Here is a 23,050-nt window from a genome sequence, read left to right as displayed (position 1 = left end):
GAGGCTCTGCTTAGCCCAGCACCACGTTTGCAGCGCTCTCGGGCAGATCCTCACCGAAGGCGCGCTGGTAGAACTCGGCCACCACCGAGCGTTCCAGCTCGTCGCACTTGTTGAGGAAGGTCAGCCGGAACGCCATGCCGATATTGCCGAAGATCTCGGCATTCTCGGCCCAGGTGATGACGGTCCGCGGGCTCATCACGGTCGACAGATCGCCATTGATGAAGGCCGAGCGCGTCATGTCGGCGACGCGCACCATCTTGTTGACGATCTCTTTGCCCTTGCCGTCGCGATAATGCTTGGCCTTGGCCAGCACGATGTTCACCTCATTATCGTGCGGCAGGTAGTTCAGCGTGGTGACGATCGACCAGCGGTCCATTTGCGCCTGGTTGATCTGCTGGGTGCCGTGATAGAGGCCGGTTGTGTCGCCGAGGCCGACCGTGTTGGCGGTCGAAAACAGCCGGAATGCCGGGTGCGGGCGGATGACCCGGCTCTGGTCGAGCAGCGTCAGGCGGCCAGACGATTCCAGCACGCGCTGGATGACGAACATCACGTCCGGACGGCCGGCATCGTACTCGTCGAAGCACAGCGCGACATTGTGCTGGTAAGCCCAGGGCAGGATGCCGTCGCGGAATTCGGTGATCTGCAGCCCGTCCTTGACGACGATGGCGTCCTTGCCGACGAGGTCGATACGGCTGACATGGCTGTCGAGGTTGACGCGTACGCAGGGCCAGTTGAGGCGGGCGGCGACCTGTTCGATATGCGTCGACTTGCCGGTGCCGTGATAGCCCGACACCATGACGCGGCGGTTGTAGGCAAAGCCGGCGAGGATCGCCAGCGTCGTCGCCTTGTCGAACAGATAGTCCGGATCGATGTCCGGCACATGTTCGCTGGTCACCGAATAGGCCGGCACCACCATCTTGGAGTCGAAGCCGAATTTGTCCTTCACCGAGACCGTCGTGTCGGGCAAATTGGCGATGTCGCGATCGACCTTGTTCATCTCTATCCACGTCTCCACGGGCGAAATGCCTGATTTCGCCGGCAATCGATTTTGTCCGGGGGCGGTCTTAGAGCCTTTTCCACCCTTATGAAAGTTGGAAAACGACACGAACCGTTGGGTCGCTCAGCACAAACCCGCCTGCTTGAGCACGCGATAGGCCTGCAGCACATCGCGGAACCGGTCTTCCGAACCTCTGTCGCCGCCATTCGCATCCGGATGGTGGCGCTTCACAAGTTCCTTATAGCGCGCCTTGATGTCCTTGCCAGTCGCCTTTGTATCAAGGCCAAGCGTTTCCAGTGCCTTGGCCTCAAGCGGCTTGGCCTTTCGTTCGCGCGCCTCGCGCGGGTCTTTCGGCCCTTTGAACAGATCGAAAGGGTCGCGCATGCGGTTGTAATAGCCAGCGCGGCCGGAGCGCATCTGCGCCATATCGGGCGAAGAGCGAGTCGAGGCGCCAGCGAGGCCCATCTTCCATGTCGGCCGATGGCCGGTCATCGCTTCCTTCTGGAAGCGGGCGATCTCGGTGTCCGGGACGCCGGAGAAGTAGTTGAAACCCTTGTTGTATTCACGCACATGGTCGAAGCAGAACTGGAAATACTCGCCTTCCTTCATGCGACCGACCGGCGCGCGATGGGTGCCGGCCTCCTTGCAGCCGTCCCACTGGCAGATCGGCGAGCGTGACTTCAGCTCCGCATCCTTTTCGGGACGGATCCGAATCTTCTCGAAATATTTGGGGTACGGTTTCATCTCACCCATTTATGGGCTGTTCGCACGTGCGAAACAAGAATTGACATTTTCACGATGATCGCCCTAACCGCTGAATCGCGGCATAAAGCAAGGCGAATGGTGATTTTTGAGGCGGCCCGGCGAGATCGATCCCGATTTCCCGATCACGCCTTGCAGATATGGTGAAGGGAAGTGGCGATGTCCATACAGGCGACCATGGAAGACAAGCTGAACAAGGCGTTTTCGCCGGAGCGGCTGGTGATCGTCAATGAAAGCCACCTCCACGCCGGTCACCACCACCACGGCTCAGACCATCACGGCGCTTATGACGGCACCGGCGAGACGCATTTTCGCGTCCGCATCGTCTCGCCGGTCTTTGCCGGCATGAGCCGCATCGACCGCCACCGCGCCGTCAACGAATTGCTGGCGGCGGAGTTGAAGGCGGGCGTCCATGCGCTCGCCATCGAACCGGCCGCACCCGGCGAAAAGACCCGCTGGTAAGCCTCTCAGATCACCGCTTCGATCAGAAACGGTCCGGGGCGCGACAATGCACTGTCGAGCAGCGCGTCGAAGCGCTCGCACGTATCGGCGCGGGCCGCTTCCACGCCCATCCCCTTGGCCAGCGCAACCCAGTCCAGCACCGGGTCGTCGAGATCGAGCATACGCCTGGCGTTCTCGCCGATCGAATTCACGCCGAGATTCTTCATCTCGCCATGCAGGATGGCGTAGGTCCGGTTGGAAAAGACGATCGTGACCACGTCGAGCTTTTCCCGGGCCTGCGTCCATAGGCCCTGTACCGTGTACATGCCGCTGCCATCGGCTTCGAGATTGATCACCTTGCGATCCGGGCAGGCGATCGCCGCGCCTGTTGCCATCGGAATGCCGCCGCCGATCGATCCGCCCGTGCCCATCATATAATCGTGCGGGGCAGCAAAGGCCGACAGCGCGAAGAACCGCCGTGCCGAGGTGACCGCTTCGTCGCAGACGATGGCATTCGCTGGCAGCTTGCGCGCCACCGAAAGAGCGATCGCGTCGTCCGTCAATCTGCCGCTTGGCGTCGGCTCGTCGGGAAAGGCCGTTGCGACGGTGAATTGCTTCGTCGACTTGATGCCGAGCTCGTCGGCCAACGCCTCCAGCGCCGCTTTCAGATCCTCGCCATGCGCCGCCAGGGAGAGCACCTGGCAATCGTCTCGGACCAGCCGTCCCGGCTTGCCCGGATAGGCGAAGAAGGCCACCGGCTCCTTCGCGCCGACCAGCACCAGCACGTCGACATCTCGGAGCGTGGCTGTCGCCGCATCGACCGGATAGGGGATGCGCGTCGGCGCGAACCGTCCGCGCCCGCGCTGCATCCGGGCGATCAGAACCTCGCTGAACAGGCGGACATCGCCGGCCGCCGAGATTCGACCCGCGATCTCAAGCGCATCGGCCCGTGCTGCACGCCCGCGCACCACCATGCCAATACGGCCCGGACGGGCGCGGATCGCTTCGGCGACTGCGCGCACGGCTTCCATGTCGACGGCGGGGGTCGGCGCCAGTTTCACCTTGCCAGGTGAAACCGCGTCAACCTCGCCCCAGGCAGCATCTGCCGGCAGGATCAGGGTCGTGACACCAGGCGGCGTCAGCGAGGCGCGATAGGCGGCCTCCGCTGCCGGGGCGATATCGGCCGGACCTTTGACGCGGCCAACCCAGTTCGACATCGGCGCCGCCAGGCCCTCTATGTCGCTGGTCAGCGGCGCGTCGAGCGGCAGATGGTAGGAGGCGTGGTCGCCGACAATGTTGATCATCGGGCTGCGCGCACGCCTTGCATTGTGCATGTTGGCCAAACCGTTGGCGAGACCCGGTCCGGTATGCAGCAGAGTCGCCGCGGGACGGTCGGTCATGCGCGCATAGCCGTCGGCGGCACCCGTTACCACGCCCTCGAACAGGCCGAGCACGCACCGCATCTCGGGCTTGCGATCCAGCGCGGCAACGAAATGCATTTCGGACGTGCCCGGATTGGCGAAACAGACCGTGACGTCATTGGCCAGGAGCACGTCACACAGCAGGTCGGCGCCATTCATGAAATTCTCTCCGGTTAGCGTCACAAAGCAGACGGTCGAAGGGTGCAATAGCACCCGCAAACGCCGGCACGGCAATATCCCGCCGGCGCTTTTGGTCTGATCCAGCTGTCTCGCAGCGCAATCAGCTGACCGCGGATTTGAGGAACGCCAGCGTGGCGGCCGTCAACGCATCGCCGTCCTCGCCAAAGTCATGGTTGATCGACATATGCGTGTAGGCGCTGCCGTCGAACAGTGTCACCGCAGTGCCGGTGGCGCGCAGGCGCTCGGCAAAGGCCGTCGATTGCTCGTCGCGGCCATCGGCGCGTGAATAGGCAATGAAAGTCGGCGGATGCTTGCGCCCGTCGACATAGCTCGCCGGCGACAGAGCCGCCCATTGCGAAGGATCGGAAAAGACGCGGGCATAAGCGCGGACCATGCCGCCGCTTTTTTCGAGTGCCGCAAGATCATAGGCCCTGGTATCGTCGAGGATCAACCCGGCAACGCCGGGCAGCCCGCCGCGCATGCCGGTCAGCGCGATCAGATGGCAGCCGGCCGAATGGCCCATGCCGACGATGCGGTTCGGATCGCCGCCATATCGGGCGATGTTGGCGCGCACATAGGCATAGGCCTTTTCGACATCGCCCGCCTGGGTGGCGACATCGGCTTCCGGCAGCATGCGATAGTCGATCGAGACGAAGCAGAACCCGTTGGCGAGCAGGAAGGCCGGCTTGGCGCCCACCTGGCTGCGCTTGCCGAGCCGCCAGGCGCCGCCATGAACGAAAAGCACCACCGGCAGGTTGTTCGCACCGGCGGGAGCGTAGATGTCGAGCTTGGCCGGTCCATAGTCGAACGTTTGCGGTTCTGGCTGGCGTAGCCGCAAGGCAGCCGACGCGCCGACCGGCAGCATCGCTGCCAGCGACGCGAATATCAGACTTCGCCGGTCCATCATCGCCCTCTCCTGGTCTGCCGCTACAGTGCATCGCAGTAGCGGGCACGTCCAGTTATCGATTGGCAAACAAGCCGACCGCGCGCACACTGATCTTGGCTGTTGATTCGGGTGGGCACACTGGTTCACAACGAGATGCGCGACGCGCCGCTTCTTTGCGGCCACGAAGAGTGGCGCTCTCAAAGCTATGTGATCCCAGCCGGTTAATTGAGTTTGCCGGGAACAAACAACGCTTGCCGGCAGTTGAAGGAGCGATGAGCCGATTGGCAGCCTATCGGCTCCGAGGCAAGGCATCATGCGCGAGAACCAATCAGACGTCTTCGATCTGTTTTCGGAGATCTATGCGAACGCGGCTCAGGAAGAGATAAGCCTTCAGCAATATCTGCTAGCCTGCCGTGAGGACAAATCCATGTATGCCTCGGCCCCCGAGCGAATGGTCGAGGCGATAGGCGAGCCGAACCTGGTCGATACCAGCAAGGATGAGCGGCTGGGCCGCATTTTCTCCAACCGCACGATCAAGATCTACCCCTCCTTCTCCGACTTCTACGGAATGGAGGATACGATCGAACGTATCGCCGGATATTTCCGCTATGCCTCGCAGGGGTTGGAGGAACGCAAACAGATCCTCTATCTGCTTGGCCCTGTCGGCGGCGGCAAATCCTCGCTCGCGGAGCGGCTGAAGAAGCTGATGGAGCAGCGGCCAATCTACACGCTGAAGGTCGGCAACCAGATCAGCCCGGTCTTCGAATCTCCGCTCGGCCTTTTCAACCCCGACCGCATGGGCGATCTGCTGGAAGACAAATACGGCATAGCCCGACGCCGCCTGAACGGACTTATTTCGCCCTGGGCGGCCAAGCGCCTCGACGAATTGGCCGGCGACATCTCCAAATTCAGTGTCGTCAAGCTGTTGCCGTCGCGGCTGCGCCAGATCTCCATCGCCAAGACCGAGCCCGGCGACGAGAACAATCAGGACGTCTCGGCACTGGTCGGCAAGGTCGACATCAGGCAATTGGAGAACTTCAGCCAGTCCGACCCGGATGCCTATTCCTACAGCGGCGGCTTGAACCGGACCACGCAGGGGCTGCTTGAGTTCGTCGAGATGTTCAAGGCGCCCATCAAGGTCCTGCATCCGTTGCTGACGGCAACCCAGGAAGGCAGTTACAACGGCACCGAGAATTTCGGTGCCTTCCCTTACCAGGGCATCGTCGTCGCCCATTCCAATGAATCGGAATGGCAGCAGTTCAAGAACAACAAAAACAATGAGGCCTTCCTCGACCGCATCCTGGTGGTCAAGGTTCCCTATTGCCTGCGCATCACCGAGGAAAGGCAGATCTACGAGAAGCTGCTGCGCGAGAGCGAGCTGGCGAGCAGTCCCTGCGCGCCCGAGGTGCTGGACATTCTCAGCCGCTTCACCGTTTCGACCCGCCTGGCCGAGCACGAGAACTCACCGCTCTACACCAAGATGCGCGCCTATGACGGCGAGAATCTCAAGGAAGTCGACCCCAAGGCCAAATCGGTCCAGGAATATCGCGACGCCGCCGGCGTCGACGAGGGCATGACCGGAGTTAGCACACGTTTCGCCTTCAAGATCCTGTCGCAGACGTTCAACTACGACACCAAGGAGGTGGCGGCCGATCCGGTGCATCTGATGTACATCCTCGAGGAGGCGATCAAACGCGAGCAGTTCCCGAAGGCAACGGAAGCCGCCTATCTCGAATTCATCAAGTCGGAACTCGCAGCCCGCTATGCCGAGTTCATCGGTCACGAGATCCAGAAGGCCTATCTGGAATCCTATAGCGAGTACGGCCAGAACCTCTTCGACCGCTACATCGCTTACGCCGATGCCTGGATCGAGGATCAGGACTACAAGGACCCCGATACGGGGCAGATCCTCAACCGCGAGGTCCTGGAGAAGGAATTGTCCCAGGTCGAAAAGCCGGCTGGCATCGCCAATCCCAAGGACTTCCGCAACGAAGTCGTCAAATTCACCTTGCGAGCCCGGGCTCGCAACGACGGTCGCAATCCCTCCTGGACGAGTTATGAAAAGCTGCGCGAGGTCATCGAGAAGCGCATGTTCGGCCAGGTCGAAGACCTGCTGCCGGTGATCAGCTTCGGCTCCAAGCAGGACAACGTCACCGAGAAGCGGCACAATGAGTTCGTGCAACGCATGGTGGAGCGCGGCTACACCGAACGGCAGGTGCGCCGGCTGGTCGACTGGTACATGCGCGTGAACAAGGCGGGTTGAGCAAGCCTGGACGGTTCCATGCCGATCTTCATCGACCGCCGTCTGAACCCGAAGGACAAGAGCCTTGGCAATCGCCAACGCTTCCTGAAGCGTGCGCGCGAAGAACTCAAGCGCAGCATCCGCGACCGCGTCCGCGCCGGTAGCATCGCCGATCTGGATCGCGACCATGCCGTGCCGATCCCACGCAAAGGCACTGGCGAGCCGACCTTCAGCGACGCCAAGGATAGCGGCCGGCGCCAGCACATCCTGCCGGGCAACAAGTCGTTCAATACCGGTGACCTGGTCCCAAAGCCAAGCGGCGGAGGAGGCGCAGGCGCTTCGGCTCCCGGAACCACGGAATCCGAAGACGATTTCCGCTTCGTGCTGTCGCGCGAGGAGGTGCTGGATCTATTCTTCGAAGACCTCGAATTGCCCGATCTGGTCAAGCTCAGCCTCAAGCAAATTCTCAGCTTCAAGCCGAAGCGGGCGGGTTTCGCGGCCAGCGGAGCGCCGACCAACATCAATGTCGGACGCACGATGCGAAACAGCCACGGGCGACGCATCGCGCTGAGGCGTCCGAAACGGGCGGAGGTGGAAGCCCTGGCCCGGCAGATCGCCGAACTGGAAGCAAAGCCGACAAATCCCAAGACGCATGAGCGCATCGTCGCCCTGCGCGCGGAGCTCGATCGGCTGGAGCGCCGGCGCCGGCGGATCGCCTATGTCGATCCGGTCGACATTCGCTTCAACCGCTTCGACCCCCAGCCGAGACCGAATGCCAGCGCCGTCATGTTCTGCCTGATGGACGTGTCCGGATCGATGGGCGAGCGGGAAAAGGATTTGGCCAAGCGCTTCTTCGTCTTGCTGCATCTGTTCCTGACGCGGCGCTATGAGCGCACGGAGATCGTTTTCATCCGCCACACGCACGAGGCCAAGGAGGTGGACGAGCACACATTTTTCTATCATACGCAGAGCGGCGGCACCGTCGTTTCCACGGCGCTCGAGGAGATGCACCGCATTATCGAAGAGCGCTATCCGGCCTCTGAGTGGAACATTTACGCCGCCCAGGCCTCCGACGGCGACAACTTTGCCACCGACTCCGAGCGCTGCATTGAGCTGCTCGACCGCAGGCTCATGCGGCTTTGCCAGTATTTCGCCTATGTCGAGATCATCGACGAACGGGAAAGCCACATTTTCGGTTCGACCGAGAACGGAACGTCGCTCTGGCGCGCCTACAACGCCGTCGATCAGAAATGGCCGAGCTTCCAGATGCGGCGCATCGCCGCTCCGGCCGATATCTATCCGGTGTTCCGCGAACTCTTCGCCAGGCAACCCGATCTGCGCAAGAGCGCTTGAGGACATCGCCGATGGCCAGCCAGGCGCGCAAATCTGCACTGCTGTTTTCCGGATCGGACTGGGATTTCGCGAAACTGTCGCGAGTATATGACGAAATCGAGGCGATTGCCGTCGAAGAGCTCCGCCTCGATATCTATCCCGTGCAGATGGAGGTCATTTCGTCCGAACAGATGCTCGACGCTTATTCGTCCGTCGGCATGCCACTGATGTATCGCCATTGGTCGTTCGGCAAGCATTTCATCTATGACGAGCTTCTCTACCGCAAGGGGGCGCGCGGCCTGGCCTACGAGATCGTCATCAACTCCAATCCCTGCATCGTCTATCTCATGGAAGAAAACACCATGGCGCTGCAGGCGCTGGTAACTGCCCATGCAGCATTTGGCCACAACCACTTCTTCAAGAACAATCATCTCTTCCGCCAATGGACGGATGCCGGCGGCATCCTGAGCTACCTGAATTTCGCCAAGGGCTACATCGCCCGGTGCGAGGAGCGGCATGGGCTGGCCGCGGTGGAGTCGATCCTCGATGCCGCCCACGCTCTGATGGAGCAAGGCGTGTTCCGCTACCATCGGCCGCCGAAACTGTCCTCCGAGCGGCAGCGCGAAGGACTGCGCGAGCGCCTCGAATATGAGGAGCGATCGTTCAACGATCTCTGGCGCACGCTGCCGCCGTCGCAGGGAAAGAACAAGCCTGAAGCGAGGGACGAGGTCCTGGCGGAGCGCAAGAAGTCGCTCAACCTGCCCGAGGAGAACCTGCTCTATTTTCTCGAGAAGAACAGTCTGGTGCTCGAGCCCTGGCAGCGTGAGATCGTCAGGATCGTGCGCGTCGTCGCGCAATATTTCTACCCGCAGCGGCAGACCCAGGTGATGAACGAAGGCTGCGCCACTTTCGTGCACTACACTTTGATGAACACGCTCTTCGATCGGGGCCGCATCAGCGAAGGCGCCATGCTGGAAATCCTGCGCAACCACTCCAATGTCATCTTCCAGCCGGCCTATGACGATCCACGTTTCTCCGGCATCAATCCCTATGCGCTGGGTCTCGACATGATGCAGGATATCCAGCGCATCTCAGCCGAACCGACGGCCGAAGACCGCGACTGGTTCCCTGACATCGCCGGTCGCGGCGACTGGCGCGACACCCTGCTCGATGCCTGGGCCAATCATCGCGACGAATCCTTCATCCACCAGTATCTCAGCCCGGCGCTGATCCGAAAATGGCGGCTCTTCTTGCTGGCCGATGGTGCCGACGAGCCGCATTACCAAGTCGCCTCGATCCACAATGAGCGTGGCTATCGCAAGATACGATCCGCGCTGGCTCACAGTTACGAGATTGGCGCGAAAAGGCCCGACATTGAAGTGGTGGACGTCGACCTCTTGGGCGATCGGCACCTGCGACTGCAGCACAATGTCAAGAATGGCATCCTGCTCGATGGCGAAAGCCGCGACGCGACGCTCCGCCACATCAGGCGCCTCTGGGGCTACGACGTCAGTCTGGCGGCAGTCGATGCCGAGACCGGCGCGATGCTCAGCGAGCGCTCGACAAAAGAGCTTTGAGGTGGCTGATCTTAGAGCAATTCCAGGAAAGTGCGTAGCGGCTTTCCGTCCGGAATTGCGCAAAAACAAAGAGATAGAGCGGTTGGCCTTTCCGTGAAACGGTGAGACGCTCTAGCCATCGCCGGCCGGCCTGATCCTCAACCGCGCGATCCGGTTCTTGTCGCGCTTCATCACCACGAAGCGCTTGCCGTGGAAGGTAAAGGCCTGCTTTTCCTCGGGGATAGACTGCGTCTCGTGGATGACCAGGCCGGCAATGGTGGTGGCTTCCTCGTCCGGCAGGTTCCAGTCGAGCGCCCGGTTGAGATCGCGGATCGGCACGCTGCCATCGACGACGACGGAGCCGTCGGCTTCCTGCTTGACGCCCTGGATGTCGACATCGTGCTCGTCGGCGATCTCGCCGACAATCTCCTCGATGATATCCTCTAGCGTCACCAGCCCTTCGACCTCGCCATATTCGTCGACGACGATGGCAAAATGCGCCTTGGCGCGCAGGAAGGCGTTGAGCTGTTCCTGCAAGGTCGTGGTGTCGGGCACGAACCACGGCTTCGACGCGATCTTCATCACGTCGATTTTGGTAAAGTCGTTGCCGACCTCGTTCAGCGCCCGCAGCAGGTCCTTGGCATGCAGCACGCCGACAATGTTGTCGAGCGAGCCCTTCCACAGCGGCATGCGGGTATGCGGGCTCTGCAGGATCTCGCGCACCACCGCTTCCGGCGCATTGTCGGCATTGACCGAGCGCATATTGGTGCGGTGGACCATGATGTCGGAGACTTCGAGCTCGGCGAGATCGAACAGGCCGCCGACGCGGTCGCGTTCCTCGCGCACCATCTGGCCGTCGCGGCGGAAATCGTCGACCGCGCCGCGCAACTCGTCCTGGGTCGAACGCTGCGGCTCGATGCGCGACAGTTCGTAGCCGAACATCGCAAGCAGGCGCGTGCGCACGGCAATGAAAAACAGGATGAGGATGGCGAGGACGGCGACGACGATCCAGCCAATGTCCATCTCAGCCGGCTTTCCTGTTGTCCGGATGATTTTCCCTGAGGAATGACAGCACTTCGGACGCCGGCACATCCTTGGCGATGAAGGCCTGGCCGATACCGCGCGTCAGGATGAAGGTCAGCGCGCCGCGCGACACTTTCTTGTCCTGGGTGATGAAGCCAAGCAGCGCCTCCGCGTCGGGTAATTCGCCAGGGATGTCGGACATCCGCCAGGGCAGGCCGACGGCGCGCAGATGCGCTTCAACCCGCGCTGCGTCATCGGGGCTCGCCAGATTGAGCCGTGCGGAAAAACGGTGCGCCAGCGCCATGCCGACGGCGACGCCTTCGCCATGGACAAGACGAGCGCCGTCATACTGTGTGGCCCCCTCCAGCGCATGGCCGAATGTATGGCCGAGATTGAGCAACGCGCGGTCGCCGGTTTCAAACTCGTCGCGGGCGACGACATCGGCCTTGGCGCGGCAGGCCTCGGCAATTGCCTCCGCCCGCTCCGCACCGCCGGCGAATACTTTTGTCCAGTTCTCTTCCAGCCATGCGAAAAACGCCGGTCGGTCGATCAGCCCGTATTTGGCAAGCTCGGCATAGCCGGCGCGGAATTCGCGGATCGGCAGCGTGTCGAGCACTTCGGTGTCGGCCAGCACCAGTTTCGGCTGGTGGAAGACGCCGACCAGATTCTTGCCGCGCGGGCTGTTGATGCCGGTCTTGCCGCCGACCGAGGAATCGACCTGCGCCAGCAGCGACGTGGGGATCTGCACGAAATTCATGCCGCGCCGAACGATGCCGGAGGCAAAGCCGGTGAGGTCCCCGATGACCCCGCCGCCGAGCGCGATGACGACGTCGCCGCGCTCCAGTTTCGCGGCCAGGACGCCGTCGACCACCTCTTCGAGATGGGAAAAGCTCTTGGTCTTTTCGCCGGCCGGCAAGGTGATGACGGCAGGGTGGATGCCGCCTGTTTCCAGACCGGCCTTAAGCGCGTCGAGATGTGCCGCCGCGACATTGTCATCGGTGACCACCGCCGCCCTCGTGCCGGGCAGGCGGCGCGATATCTCGGCGCCGGCACGCCTCAAAAGGCCGGGGCCGATCAGAATGTCATAGGCGCGCTCGCCAAGGCCGACCTCGACAATGACAGGCTCGCTCATGGTCGCACCTCGCCCGGCGCCGTGGTGGCCGGAATGCCGAAATGCCCGCACAATGCGTCGACGACCTCGGTCGCAATGACTTCCTTGCGGTCGTCGCGGGTCGGCACGGTGACGTTTGACGTGGCATAGACCGGATAGCGCTCGCCCATCAGCCGCTCCAGCACGGCGCGCGGATCGGGGCTTTTGAGCAAGGGCCGGTTCTGCTTCTTGGAGACGCGCTCCATCAAAAGATCGAGCTCGGCCTTCAGCCACACCGAGACGCCATGCGACGCGATCGCGTCGCGCGTCTGCGCATTCATGAAGGCGCCGCCGCCGGTCGACAGCACCTGCGGGCCGTGTTCCAGAAGGCGCAGGATGACGCGATGCTCGAGCGCCCGGAATTCGGTCTCGCCATAGCGTTCGAACAGCTCCGGCACGGTCATGCGCGACACGCTTTCGATCTCCTGGTCGCTGTCGATGAACGGCAGCGACAGCATGGCCGCCACCTTGCGGCCGATCGCTGTCTTGCCGGCGCCCATCAGGCCGACAAAGACGATCGAACGACTGCCCAGCCTGTCGAGCAGCGCGGCATGGCTCTCGCCAGGAGGAGTTGGTGGTAACACGTTCATGAGACCATGCTGTTTCTAAGCCGTCTTTGCCGGCGTATCGACATCAAAAGCCCGTTTGCGTCAAGCATCGCGCCCTGAGCAGGTCTCGGAAAGTGCAGTGGTTTTCCCGCATGGGCCTGCGTTGGACAAGACCCTTCGTCCTTGAATTGCCCGGATTGGCGTCCCATAAGGACACAGGGTTTGGAATCGTAGAACAACAAGACGGGCGAAAATTGATGCCGACACTGTTCCGCTTTGTCGTGACGATGATGATTCTTGCCGGCATTGCCTATGGTACGATGGTGGCGCTGGCGATGTTCGTCGAGCCGAAAAAGGCGGAAATCACGGTGCGCATTCCGCCGGAAAAGCTGAATCCCAAGAAAAACTGACCCAAAGCAGGCTGACTTCAGAAAATGAACAGCGCGGCTCGTATCGAAGCCTTCCTCGAAATGATGAGCGCCGAACGCGGTGCCGCCGAAAACACGCTCTCTTCCTATCGCCGCGATCTCGAAGATGCCGCGCAGCAAATTGGCGGCGGGCTTGCCGGTGCTGCCGCGGCCGACATCCGCGCCTATCTCGACGACATCGCCGCGCGTGGCTTTGCGCCGACCTCGCAGGCGCGCAAACTGTCGGCGATCCGCCAGTTCTTCAAGTTCCTCTACGCCGAGGGCCTGCGCAGCGATGACCCGACCGGCACGCTGGACAGCCCGAAAAAGGGCCGGCCGCTGCCCAAGACGATGAGCGAGGCCGATACCGGCAGGCTGCTCGACCGCGCGGCCCTGGAAGCAGGCGATGGCGCCAGTGGCGACCGGCTGACGGCATTGCGCCTGCACGCGCTGGTCGAAGTGCTCTATGCCACCGGCCTGCGTGTGTCCGAACTGGTCGGCCTGCCGGTGACCGTCGCCCAGCGCGACGACCGCTTTTTCATGGTGCGCGGCAAGGGCGACAAGGAGCGCATGGTGCCGCTGTCGGCCAAGGCCCGCGAGGCCATGCGGACCTGGCTCACGGCGCGGGCCACGGTGCCGGCTTTCGCCGACAGCCCGTTCCTGTTTCCGGCCGCCGGCGACAGCGGCTTTCTCTCCCGGCAGGTCTTTGCCCGCGACCTCAAGAGTCTTGCCGCCCGGGCAGGCATATCGGCTGCGAAAATATCGCCGCACGTGTTGCGCCACGCTTTTGCCAGCCATCTCCTGCAGAACGGCGCCGATCTCAGGGCGGTGCAGCAGCTGCTCGGCCACGCCGATATCTCGACCACGCAGATTTACACGCATGTGCTGGAGGAGCGGCTGGTGCGGCTGGTCAACGATCATCACCCGCTTGCCGACTAGGCCTCATGTCGCTATGTGAAGGCACGTTCCACCGCGCGGAGCCGCCACTTCCCGGGTCCCGCCAAGTCTTTGCCTTCCGACGCATCGGTCCGCTCAAGAATGTACAATTACCTCGATTTCGAAAAGCCGGTGCAGGACCTTGAACTCAAGATCCTCGAGTTGAAGAAGCTTGCCGAGAACGGCGAGGCGGTCGATGTCGGCGACGAAATCAGCCGGCTCGAGAAGCGCGTGCGCGACGCGCTGCGCGACATCTACAAGGCATTGACGCCGTGGCAGAAGGTGCAGGTGGCGCGCCACACCGACAGGCCGCATTGCCTCGACTACATCAAGGGTCTGTTCAACGATTTCACGCCGCTCGCCGGCGACCGCAATTTCGGCGAGGACCAGGCGATCATCGGCGGCTTCGCCCGCTTCCGCGGTGAACCGGTGGCCGTCATCGGCCAGGAAAAGGGCTCGGATACCGCGAGCCGGCTCAAGCACAATTTCGGTTCGGTGCGGCCTGAAGGCTACCGCAAGGCGGTGCGGCTGATGGAGCTTGCCGACCGCTTCAATATCCCGCTTCTGACGCTGGTCGACACCGCCGGCGCCTATCCCGGCGTTGGTGCCGAGGAACGCGGCCAGGCCGAAGCCATCGCCCGTTCAACCTCGGCCTGCCTCGGCCTCAAAGTGCCGTCGATCTCGGTGGTCATCGGCGAAGGCGGCTCGGGCGGCGCCATTGCGATCGCCACCGCCAACCGCGTCTACATGCTGGAACACGCCATCTATTCGGTGATCTCGCCGGAGGGCGCCGCCTCGATCCTGTGGCGCGACACCACGCGATCCAAGGATGCGGCGACCAATATGAAAATCACCGCCCAGGATCTTCTGGAAATGAAGATCATCGACGCCATCATTCCCGAGCCGCTTGGCGGCGCCCAGCGCGCGCCCGAAACGGTCATCGCCGCCACCGGCGACCTCATAGCCAAGACGATGAAGGATTTTGCCGGCGCCAACACCGATTTCCGCGAGCAGCGCCGGGAAAAATACCTGGCGATGGGCCGCAGCCTCTAATTCTGGCTATCGGCGTGCCGCAATGTGGCGTTAGCGAGCAATTTCGCCACAAAAATGCCGCCGCATTCGGTTCAATGAAAAGTCCGTGACATCGAGCGAATTTGCCGTGGGGGCAGCCGTCCGGAGCTTGCGGTAAGGAATTTTCAAGGTTAACGGGCTTAGGGTCCGTGAAGGTTGAGTGTGTTGGCCTGCGGCTGCGAAGCCCCACGCCTCGGGAAAAAGACATAGCCGTAACCATGTTTGCCAAGCTTGCCCGCACCGGAATCCTGATCGCCGCCCTCGGCGTTGCCGGCTGCAACGATTCCTCGATGAAGGATTTCGCGCCGGAGGCCAACAAGCCGCTGCCGGACAAGATCCTCGCCGACATGAAGGCCAAGGGCATGGTCCGCACCTCGTCGGTGATGGCCCGCATCTTCAAGGAGGAGGGCAAGCTCGAGATCTGGAAGGCCAAGACCACCGGCCGCTACGAGATGGTCGCCAGCTACGACATTTGCAAATGGTCGGGCAAGCTCGGCCCGAAATACACCGAGGGCGACCGCCAGGCGCCGGAAGGGTTCTACACGGTTCGCCCGTCGCAGATGAACCCGCGCTCGAACTATCATCTGTCGTTCAACATCGGCTACCCGAACGCCTATGACCGTGCCAATGGCCGCACCGGCGCCAATCTGATGGTGCACGGCGCCTGCTCGTCGTCGGGCTGCTATTCGATGACCGATCCGCAGATCGAGCAGATCTACGCTTTCGGCCGCGACGCCTTCCAGGGCGGCCAGACCGAGTTCCAGATCCAGGCCTTTCCGTTCCGCATGACCGCCGCCAACATGGCGCGCTACCGCAACGACCCGAACTACGAGTTCTGGAAGATGCTGAAGGTCGGCTACGACAATTTCGAGATCACCAAAGTGCCGCCGAAGGTCGATGTCTGCGAGAAGCGCTATGTCTTCAACCAGGTGGCGCCTGAGGGCACCACTTTCGATCCGACCGGCGCCTGCCCTGCGACCACGCAGCCGGATTCGCTGAAGAGCGCCTACAACGCCTATCAGAGCAGCTATGACGCGGCCTTCACCGGCGCGGTCAAGGCCAGCGTGCCGGCGCCCAAGCCGACCATTGCCGGCATCAAGGAAGCCAGCATCGTTTCCGACTGGTCGAAGCGCCGCGCCCGCGGCGAGCGCGTGCCGATCGATCCGCCATCACTGAATTCCGACGGCACGGTGACCGAGACGGCGCGCATGGGCCGCATCGATTCGCCGGCCGGCCGCAAGATGGCTGCACTCGACGCCGAGAAGGAAGCCAAGCGCAAGGCCGAGGAACAGCGGGGTGCGGCCATCGAGGCTGCGAAAGCCGCCAAGGCCCAGGCACTGGCTGAAAAGGAAGCGGCCAAGGCCCAGGCGATAGCCGAAAAGGAAGCAGCCAAGCAGGCTGCCCAGCAGCCGGTCGCCACCGCGAGCGTCGAGGCGGCGCCCGTCGAGCCGCCGGCCGACGAGAGCCGGATGTCGAAGATCAAGAACAAGCTGCTCGGCATGTTCGGCGGCTGAGCGCTTGGCCAAACGCGCTTCCGTCTATGATCTCAAGGGGCTGAACTGCCCCCTGCCCGTTCTTAAAGCGAAAAAACGCCTGGCGATGATGCAGCCGGGCAGCCGGCTGTGGCTGGAGACCACCGACCCGCTGGCGGTCATCGACATCCCCGCCTTTTGCGCCGACGCCGGCCACCAGCTGGTTGAAACAGCGGCCGTTTCCGGCGGCCATCGCTTTCTGGTCGAGCGCGGCGCGTAGCGCCTTGGAAACGCTCTTCCCGTTGTTTTGACGCAATTTCGGACGGAAAACCGCTCACACTTTTCCTGGAATTGCTTTAGCCCCCGGCAATCGCCAGCGGATTGCTCTCCAGCGCCGCGCGATCCGGCGTGTCGATCGACGGACGGTTGGTGAAGGCGGCAAACAGCCGCCGCACATAGTCTTCCGGCATGTCGAGCGTGATCAGCACAAGCCTTGTGCCGCGCTGGCCGTCCGGCCAGGACGGCAACCGCGCCGGCGGATGCAGGATCTTCTGCACGCCATGGACGACCAGCGGCCGCGACGGATCTTCCGCAAGCTCGATGACGCCCTTCATGCGCAACAGCTTGTCGCCATGCGCGGAGCGCAACAGGTCGAGAAACATCTCGATCGTCGAAAACGGCACCGGCCCGTCATGCACCAGCGAGTACGAGCGCACACGGGAATCGTGGCGATGGTGCTCGTGGTCGCCGTGATCATGATCGCCATGATGATGATCGCCATGATGATGGTGTTCATGATCATGCGCGGCTTCTTCGCCGAGCCAGCGCTGGACGTCGGCGGATTTGGTCGCCGGATTGTAAAGGCCGCAATCGAACAGCGCCGCCACGCCGGTTTGGCTGTCGCCGGCTTCCAGCACCACGGCGCCCGGGTTGAGCTGATGGAGCCGCGCCCGCAAAGCGTCGACATCGCCGGAATCGCCGGCCAGATCGACCTTGGTCAGCACGATGCGGTCGGCGACCGCCACCTGCTTGACCGCTTCGACATGGCCATCGAGCGTTGCATTGCCATTGATCGCGTCGACCAGTGTGATGACGCCATCGAGCCGGAACGCCTGGACAAGGGCGGGATGCGCCATGATCGACTGCAGCACCGGCGCCGGATCGGCGAGCCCCGTGGTCTCGACGACGACACGGGCCAGCTTTGCGATGCGGCCGGTCTGCAGCCGGTCGACCAGGTCGGCCAGCGTGTCGACCAGTTCGCCACGCACCGTGCAGCACAGGCAGCCGTCGGACAGCTGGATGATGCCGTCCGAGGCCTGCTCGACCAGCAGATGATCGATTGCCACCTCGCCGAACTCGTTGATGATGACGGCCGTATCGACAAGAGCCGGGTCTTTGAGCAACCGGTTGAGCAAAGTCGTCTTGCCGGCGCCGAGGAAGCCGGTAAGCACGGTGACGGGTATCGGAAAGCCCGCCATCTCCCTAGTTCGCGGCTTTGACCGGCTGGTCGCCTTGCAGAGCGGTTGCCGAGCCTACAACGACCGGTTCCGAACCCTTTGGCGCCGGGATGTCGGGCCGCCAGTTCGGCAACGGTACATCGGCATAGTCCTGGCCGCCCTGGTCTAGCATCGCCTTAGGCGCCGGCCCGGTAGCGCCGCCAAGGCCGACGGCAACCAGCGTCGGCACATGGTCAAGCTTCTCCCGATAGGGCGATTTTGGTGCGGCCGCGGCATCCTTCGCGGCGACCGGCGGCGCTGCCTCGGACTGCTCTTCAGGTGCCTTCTTCTTGCAGATCTCGTCATGCATGTCGTTGGGCGACATGGTATCGCCATAGGAAGGCATGGCCGCGACGGTGAGCCAGTTCGGATCCGACATGGCAAAGCCCTGGTCGAGCAGCCTGGCAGCGGTCTCGGCGCGGCTGATCGCAGATTTTTCGCCAAGCACGACGGCGACCAGCGTGCGGCCGTTGCGCGTCGCCGAGCCGATCATGTTGAAGCCCGAGGGGCAGACGAACCCGGTTTTCATGCCGTCGGCGCCGGGATAGCGCCCGATCAGGAGATTGTAGTTGGAGATCGCCTTCTTGCCGACGGCAAGGCCTTCGATCGAGAACCAGGGCGCGTATTGCGGGAATTCCTTGCGGATCGCCATCACCAGCAAGGCGAGGTCACGCGCCGTCGTATACTGCTCCGGCGAAAACAGCCCGTTCGGGTTGACGAAATGCGTACCGGTCATGCCGAGCCGGGCGGCTTCGGCGTTCATGCGGATGGCGAAGCCGGCCTGCGAGCCGCCTATATTTTCGCCGACGGCCATGGCGATGTCGTTGGCCGATTTGACCAGCATCATCTTCAGCGCATTGTCGAGCCGCATCACCGAGCCCGGCTTGAAGCCCATCTTGCTCGGCGGTTCGCCGGCGGAATGTTTGGTCACCTTGATCGGCGAATCGAGCTGGACCTCGCCGGCCGCAATCGCCCGGAAGGCGACATAGGCGGTCATCAGCTTGCTCAGCGAAGCCGGATACCAGCGGCTGAAGGCATCCTGATGCTGCAGGACCTTGCCGCTGTTCAGGTCGAACAGGACAATTGGATTGGCCAGAGCATGCCCGGCCAGCATCGGCAGCGCCAAGGCGCCCGTTAGCAGTAATTTGAGGATATGGCTGTGCCGCATCATGGAATCCGAAATCGCCTCTTGCCGTAGTCGCCCCTGGCTCCGTAAGATTTCGTTACGAGATGGCCAGCATGATGAGATCCGGCCCTCAATTTCCGGATCACATTGTTTGCGGTGCTATTTACCCTATGTGACGCCAAGATGGCAAAGTGCCTGGCAATCACAATTGCAAAGCAGCAGGCCAGACCGTCTGCTCCAACAGCGAGATGGAACCATAATGCCGATTCTCAACCGCGCCGCCGAGATGCAGGATGAAGTTGCCGGCTGGCGACGTCATCTGCACCAGACGCCAGAACTGAATTTCGACGTCTTCAAGACGGCCGCCTTCGTCACCGAGAAGCTGAAGGAGTTCGGCTGCGACGACGTGGTGACGGGCCTGGGCAAGACCGGCGTCGTCGGCATCATCCATGGCCGCAAGGGCGAAGGCGCGACCATAGGCTTGCGCGCCGACATGGACGCGCTGCCAATCAACGAAATCACTGGCAAGCCTTACGCCTCGACCGTTCCCGGCAAGATGCACGCCTGCGGCCATGACGGGCACACGGCCATGCTGCTGGGCGCCGCCAAATACCTGACCGAAACGCGCAATTTCGCCGGCTCGGTGGCGGTGATCTTCCAGCCGGCCGAAGAAGGCGGCGGCGGCGGCAACGAGATGGTCAAGGATGGGATGATGGAGCGGTTCGACATTTCGAGGGTGTTCGGCATGCACAACATGCCGGGCCTGCCGGTCGGCCAGTTTGCCATCCGGCCGGGTCCGATCATGGCGGCGACCGCCGAGTTCACCATCACAGTCAAGGGTCGCGGCGGCCATGCGGCGATGCCGCACGGTACGATCGACCCGATCGTCATCGCCAGCCAGCTCGTCGGCGCCCTGCAGACGGTTGCCTCGCGCAGCACCGATCCGGTCGAGGCCGTGGTGGTGTCGGTGACCAAATTCCACGCCGGCGACGCCTACAACGTCATTCCCGAGACCGCCGAGATCGCCGGCACGGTGCGCACGCTGAAGAAGGAGATCGCCAAGAAATCGGAGGAGCGCATCCGCGCCATCTGCGACGGTATTGCCACCGCTTTCGGCGCTACCATCACTGTCGACTATGACGCCAATTACCCCGTAACCTTCAACAATCCGGAAGAAACGGTGTTTGCCAGCGATGTCGCGGCAAGTGTCGCCGGCGACACCCAGGTGCACCGCGCCATCCAGCCGGTGATGGGCGGCGAGGATTTCTCCTACATGCTGGAAGCTCGCCCCGGCGCCTTCATCTTCATTGGCAATGGCGAGACAGCCGGCCTCCACCACCCGGCCTACGACTTCAACGACGAGGTCATCCCGCACGGCATGAGCTACTGGGTGAAACTGGCCGAAACGGCGCTCGCGGCATGACAGAGGCCGCCGAAGGCCGGCCGAATTGCCTTCGGCCGGCCTCTTGATTGCCTTCGGCGACCCTCTTGGCGAAACGATCCGAAGCGGCTATGTGTCTGGCCGCGTGGTCCCGTAGCTCAGTAGGATAGAGCGGCAGATTCCTAATCTGTAGGTCACAGGTTCGATTCCTGTCGGGATCACCAATGAAATCAAATGCTTGGTGACTGAAATAGCCTGTCGGCATGTTCCTGCGTGTTGCACTGTTTTCGGCAATTTTCACCGACAAGCGGCTAAGCAGCAGCAAGATTTTTAGTCCGATAGAATAAAGCCCACCACTGAGGTCTCAGCAGCGGGCTTATAAGCGACTACATCCATAAAGGGAATCGACCGCCTCGCAGAACAACTCCAGATGGGCGGCTATGGTTCCCGGTGGATCCGCTGCGGTCTGAGTTGGGAGCCGCCAACTCAACGAAAGCCGGCCATACCCTTAGCTGGCAACCAGCGGCACGGTGACGGTCGTGGCGTAATTTATCGGATACTGGTCGAAATAGGGGAAGGCGATGACGAAGGCATAGCTGGCGGTCAGATGCGCCATCTTGAAGCCGCCGCTGGCAGGGTCGGTCACGATCGTCACAACGACGTTCTTCAGACCCAGGTTCACCAATTTCTGCGTGGCGATGGCCTGGATGTCGCTCTGCGACAGCGTGTTGTTCAGCTGCAGCGCCCGAGAAGAGGTTTCCAGCGTATAGCGGACGGTCGACACGGCATTCATGGCCCAGCCGAAGGCGAAGATACCGAACAGGAGCATCACCAGGACAGGCGCGACCAAGGCGAATTCCAGCCCTGCTGCGCCGGAGCAGTCGCGGCGCCATCTGGACCCGATCCTTTCAGCGGACACGGATCACCTCCTGATGACTCATCGCGCGCGGGTCCGGGAAGACACCGAAGTTGAACGGGGGCACCCAGGTGCCAGTCGCCGTTATCTGGACGAAGACGGTCGGCAGCTTCGTTCCGGCGCAGATGGTGGTCGCATTCACGACCGTGGTGCCGCACAAATAGGAGCGGACCAGCACGACCGCGGCGTCTTCGGGCTTGTCGTTCCAGCTCGAAAGCGCGACCGCCTGCGTTCCCGTGTCATTGGACGCGCCGGCCATCACGAGATTGGACGCGGTTTTGACGCCGGCGCGCATCTGCAGGTAACTCGTCACGTAGGACCAGCCGTCGGCGATGCCGAAGCACACCAGGCACAGGACGGGCAGCAACATGGCGAATTCCACGGCAGCTATCCCGGATTTGTCCCGGACAATGCGCAAGGTTCGCCCACCCATCCCGCTACTCGACGAGCTGAACGGACTGCGTCGCCGGAATGTCCTTCACCCCGAGGCTGGTGCAGTCCTGCTTGATAGTCGTACTGCCTGACCATTGGATGGTGTCGGCGACGACCTGAGTGCAGCCGCCGTTCCCCGAGAAGTTGCCAAGGTAGTTGACCTGCTGCTTGGGAAAATAGATCGCGCCGGTCAAAAGCGAGTCCGCGGTGCCATTGAAGGTGCTCTGCGCCGCAGTCCCGGTCCTGTCGCCGTAGAACAGCACTCCGGAATAGGTTCCGGATGTCGGCGCGCTCAGCGTCACCTTGGCGTTGCCGTTCATGCTGACGGTGTTGCTGCCTGCCATGAAGATAGTCACGCCGGTGCAAGGTGCGGCGCAGGTGACGACCGCGCCGGCGTTGATCTTCAAATTGCCCTGCACAACATAGGTGCCGGAAGAAAGCGCAACATTGCCCTTCAGGTCCATGCCGCTGCAGTAGGTGCCGGCCTGGACTGTTTGCGTGGTTTTGTTGCCGTTGACATTCTTGCACGGGTTGGTGGCGGCGGGCGTCGGCAGGCTGGCGTAAGGATCGGATGCCGGCAAGGCCTGAGTGATGTTGGACTTGCAGACCGTGGTCACCGGATTGCTCAGCACCATGCCGCCGACCGTGATCAGGCAGTCGGCCTTGAGCGTAGCCGATCCCTGCGTCTTGATGGCGTCCGAGGCAATCGAGTCCGACATGACCGAGCAGCCGGTGAGGTTGACGCTGGTATTGCCGGAAAAGAGCGCAGCCTGGGCGGCGGTCTTGTTGAGCGCCAGCACGCAAGCCTTGGAGGCGTCATTGATCAGTGCCACCGCCCTTGCCTGTTCGGCAACGGGCGCCTGGTTGAAAATCGCCGTGAAGTAGCGATCGAGGTTCTGCTTGACGATGACCTCCACCGCCTTTTTCGCGGTGTTCGGGCCGGACAATGGCGGCGTGTTGACCTGGATCGTGCCCGGCGCGGCAAAATTGTTCGAGGTCGCGGACTGCGTGGCGGCGGCGATGATGGTCGGCTTGTCGGAACCCGCGACTTTCTCGAGCGCACCGGCATAGGCCGCGGCATCGGCGACGGCCTGAAGCTTGAGGCTGTTATAGTACCAGAAGGACGTCTCGATACCGAGGCCGGCGCCGCCGACCACGACCGGCAAAGTGAAGGCGAAGATGACGGCAACGTTACCGTTCGTGGCGCGCCTCAGGCGGCCCCAAAAAAACCAGATCCGGATGAACGCATTGAATGCCATATGTTATTAGAAACCA

General features: G+C 62.4%; 22 protein-coding genes and 1 tRNA gene. 11 read left to right on the top strand and 12 right to left on the bottom strand.

What is annotated here, in order from left to right:
- Positions 1–10: 10 nt before the first annotated feature.
- Positions 11–997 carry a cobaltochelatase subunit CobS gene (gene cobS, locus ACWGTO_RS02040; protein WP_181058211.1) on the bottom strand — a complete coding sequence of 329 codons (987 nt, stop codon included), beginning with the start codon at positions 995–997 and terminating at the stop codon, positions 11–13.
- 123 nt (positions 998–1,120) lie between these two features.
- On the bottom strand, positions 1,121–1,750 hold the full coding sequence (locus ACWGTO_RS02035) for a J domain-containing protein (protein WP_142866468.1): 630 nt from the start codon (positions 1,748–1,750) through the stop codon (positions 1,121–1,123).
- A gap of 168 nt (positions 1,751–1,918) precedes the next feature.
- Between ACWGTO_RS02035 and ACWGTO_RS02030 the strand changes: the two genes are divergently transcribed.
- Positions 1,919–2,221, top strand: coding sequence for a BolA family protein (locus ACWGTO_RS02030; protein WP_192258319.1), 303 nt, complete (start codon positions 1,919–1,921; stop codon positions 2,219–2,221).
- Positions 2,222–2,226: 5 nt separating this feature from the next.
- On the opposite strand, the gene ACWGTO_RS02025 is transcribed toward ACWGTO_RS02030, so the two are convergent.
- Both ACWGTO_RS02025 and ACWGTO_RS02020 read right to left on the bottom strand, forming a co-directional pair.
- Complete coding sequence (locus tag ACWGTO_RS02025; RefSeq protein ID WP_454573197.1) at positions 2,227–3,780, bottom strand: acetolactate synthase large subunit; 1,554 nt, start codon at positions 3,778–3,780, stop codon at positions 2,227–2,229.
- A 121-nt stretch (positions 3,781–3,901) separates the two neighbouring features.
- Positions 3,902–4,708, bottom strand: a complete 807-nt coding sequence (locus tag ACWGTO_RS02020; RefSeq protein WP_454573196.1) for an alpha/beta hydrolase — start codon at positions 4,706–4,708, stop codon at positions 3,902–3,904.
- A 292-nt stretch (positions 4,709–5,000) separates the two neighbouring features.
- Between ACWGTO_RS02020 and ACWGTO_RS02015 the strand changes: the two genes are divergently transcribed.
- From ACWGTO_RS02015 to ACWGTO_RS02005, 3 genes are read left to right on the top strand one after another with little or no spacing between them, the layout of a single operon-like run.
- A complete protein-coding gene (locus ACWGTO_RS02015; RefSeq protein ID WP_454573195.1) occupies positions 5,001–6,950 on the top strand; it encodes a PrkA family serine protein kinase in 1,950 nt (649 codons plus the stop codon).
- A gap of 18 nt (positions 6,951–6,968) precedes the next feature.
- On the top strand, positions 6,969–8,282 hold the full coding sequence (locus tag ACWGTO_RS02010; protein ID WP_454573194.1) for a YeaH/YhbH family protein: 1,314 nt from the start codon (positions 6,969–6,971) through the stop codon (positions 8,280–8,282).
- Positions 8,283–8,293: 11 nt separating this feature from the next.
- A complete protein-coding gene (locus tag ACWGTO_RS02005) occupies positions 8,294–9,838 on the top strand; it encodes a SpoVR family protein (RefSeq protein ID WP_454573193.1) in 1,545 nt (514 codons plus the stop codon).
- A gap of 111 nt (positions 9,839–9,949) precedes the next feature.
- Here ACWGTO_RS02005 and ACWGTO_RS02000 read toward each other — a convergent pair whose 3' ends face one another.
- The 3 genes from ACWGTO_RS02000 to ACWGTO_RS01990 are packed head-to-tail and all read right to left on the bottom strand — an operon-like array spanning position 9,950 to position 12,580.
- Positions 9,950–10,840, bottom strand: coding sequence for an HlyC/CorC family transporter (locus ACWGTO_RS02000; RefSeq protein ID WP_454573192.1), 891 nt, complete (start codon positions 10,838–10,840; stop codon positions 9,950–9,952).
- A gap of 1 nt (position 10,841) precedes the next feature.
- A complete protein-coding gene (gene aroB / locus ACWGTO_RS01995) occupies positions 10,842–11,972 on the bottom strand; it encodes a 3-dehydroquinate synthase (RefSeq protein ID WP_454573191.1) in 1,131 nt (376 codons plus the stop codon).
- Entirely contained in the window at positions 11,969–12,580 is a 612-nt protein-coding gene (locus ACWGTO_RS01990) for a shikimate kinase (protein WP_454573190.1), read from the bottom strand. The genes aroB and ACWGTO_RS01990 overlap by 4 nt, the downstream gene beginning before the upstream one ends.
- 215 nt (positions 12,581–12,795) lie before the next feature.
- Between ACWGTO_RS01990 and ACWGTO_RS01985 the strand changes: the two genes are divergently transcribed.
- From ACWGTO_RS01985 to ACWGTO_RS01965, 5 genes are all read left to right on the top strand, one after another.
- Positions 12,796–12,948 carry a hypothetical protein gene (locus ACWGTO_RS01985; RefSeq protein ID WP_023670666.1) on the top strand — a complete coding sequence of 51 codons (153 nt, stop codon included), beginning with the start codon at positions 12,796–12,798 and terminating at the stop codon, positions 12,946–12,948.
- A 24-nt stretch (positions 12,949–12,972) separates the two neighbouring features.
- Positions 12,973–13,884, top strand: a complete 912-nt coding sequence (locus ACWGTO_RS01980) for a site-specific tyrosine recombinase XerD (protein ID WP_454573189.1) — start codon at positions 12,973–12,975, stop codon at positions 13,882–13,884.
- 99 nt (positions 13,885–13,983) lie between these two features.
- Positions 13,984–14,934 carry an acetyl-CoA carboxylase carboxyltransferase subunit alpha gene (locus tag ACWGTO_RS01975; protein ID WP_454573188.1) on the top strand — a complete coding sequence of 317 codons (951 nt, stop codon included), beginning with the start codon at positions 13,984–13,986 and terminating at the stop codon, positions 14,932–14,934.
- Between the two features lie 236 nt (positions 14,935–15,170).
- Positions 15,171–16,466, top strand: coding sequence for a L,D-transpeptidase family protein (locus ACWGTO_RS01970; RefSeq protein WP_454573187.1), 1,296 nt, complete (start codon positions 15,171–15,173; stop codon positions 16,464–16,466).
- Between the two features lie 4 nt (positions 16,467–16,470).
- A complete protein-coding gene (locus ACWGTO_RS01965) occupies positions 16,471–16,704 on the top strand; it encodes a sulfurtransferase TusA family protein (protein WP_454573186.1) in 234 nt (77 codons plus the stop codon).
- Between the two features lie 76 nt (positions 16,705–16,780).
- Here ACWGTO_RS01965 and ACWGTO_RS01960 read toward each other — a convergent pair whose 3' ends face one another.
- The gene (locus tag ACWGTO_RS01960; protein ID WP_454573185.1) at positions 16,781–17,902 is read right to left on the bottom strand and encodes a CobW family GTP-binding protein; all 1,122 of its coding nucleotides are present in this window, start codon (positions 17,900–17,902) and stop codon (positions 16,781–16,783) included.
- Between the two features lie 4 nt (positions 17,903–17,906).
- Positions 17,907–19,088: a D-alanyl-D-alanine carboxypeptidase family protein gene (locus tag ACWGTO_RS01955; RefSeq protein WP_454573184.1), complete on the bottom strand. Its 1,182-nt coding sequence runs from the start codon at positions 19,086–19,088 to the stop codon at positions 17,907–17,909.
- A 217-nt stretch (positions 19,089–19,305) separates the two neighbouring features.
- Between ACWGTO_RS01955 and ACWGTO_RS01950 the strand changes: the two genes are divergently transcribed.
- The gene (locus tag ACWGTO_RS01950) at positions 19,306–20,469 is read left to right on the top strand and encodes a M20 aminoacylase family protein (protein ID WP_454573183.1); all 1,164 of its coding nucleotides are present in this window, start codon (positions 19,306–19,308) and stop codon (positions 20,467–20,469) included.
- 105 nt (positions 20,470–20,574) lie between these two features.
- Positions 20,575–20,651: transfer RNA gene (locus ACWGTO_RS01945), tRNA-Arg, on the top strand.
- A gap of 284 nt (positions 20,652–20,935) precedes the next feature.
- Here the strand turns inward: ACWGTO_RS01945 and ACWGTO_RS01940 are convergent.
- Genes ACWGTO_RS01940 through ACWGTO_RS01930 form a run of 3 tightly spaced genes read right to left on the bottom strand, consistent with a single transcriptional unit; the run spans position 20,936 to position 23,034 of the window.
- A complete protein-coding gene (locus ACWGTO_RS01940; protein ID WP_454573182.1) occupies positions 20,936–21,346 on the bottom strand; it encodes a TadE/TadG family type IV pilus assembly protein in 411 nt (136 codons plus the stop codon).
- Entirely contained in the window at positions 21,336–21,725 is a 390-nt protein-coding gene (locus ACWGTO_RS01935) for a TadE/TadG family type IV pilus assembly protein (protein ID WP_454573181.1), read from the bottom strand. Before ACWGTO_RS01935 ends, ACWGTO_RS01940 begins: the two co-directional genes overlap by 11 nt.
- Before the next feature lie 55 nt (positions 21,726–21,780).
- Positions 21,781–23,034: a pilus assembly protein TadG-related protein gene (locus ACWGTO_RS01930; RefSeq protein ID WP_454573180.1), complete on the bottom strand. Its 1,254-nt coding sequence runs from the start codon at positions 23,032–23,034 to the stop codon at positions 21,781–21,783.
- Between the last annotated feature and the right edge of the window lie 16 nt (positions 23,035–23,050).

It is taken from the genome of Mesorhizobium sp. PL10 (genome assembly GCF_053714315.1).
This window is presented reverse-complemented; position numbering and strand designations above follow the sequence as displayed.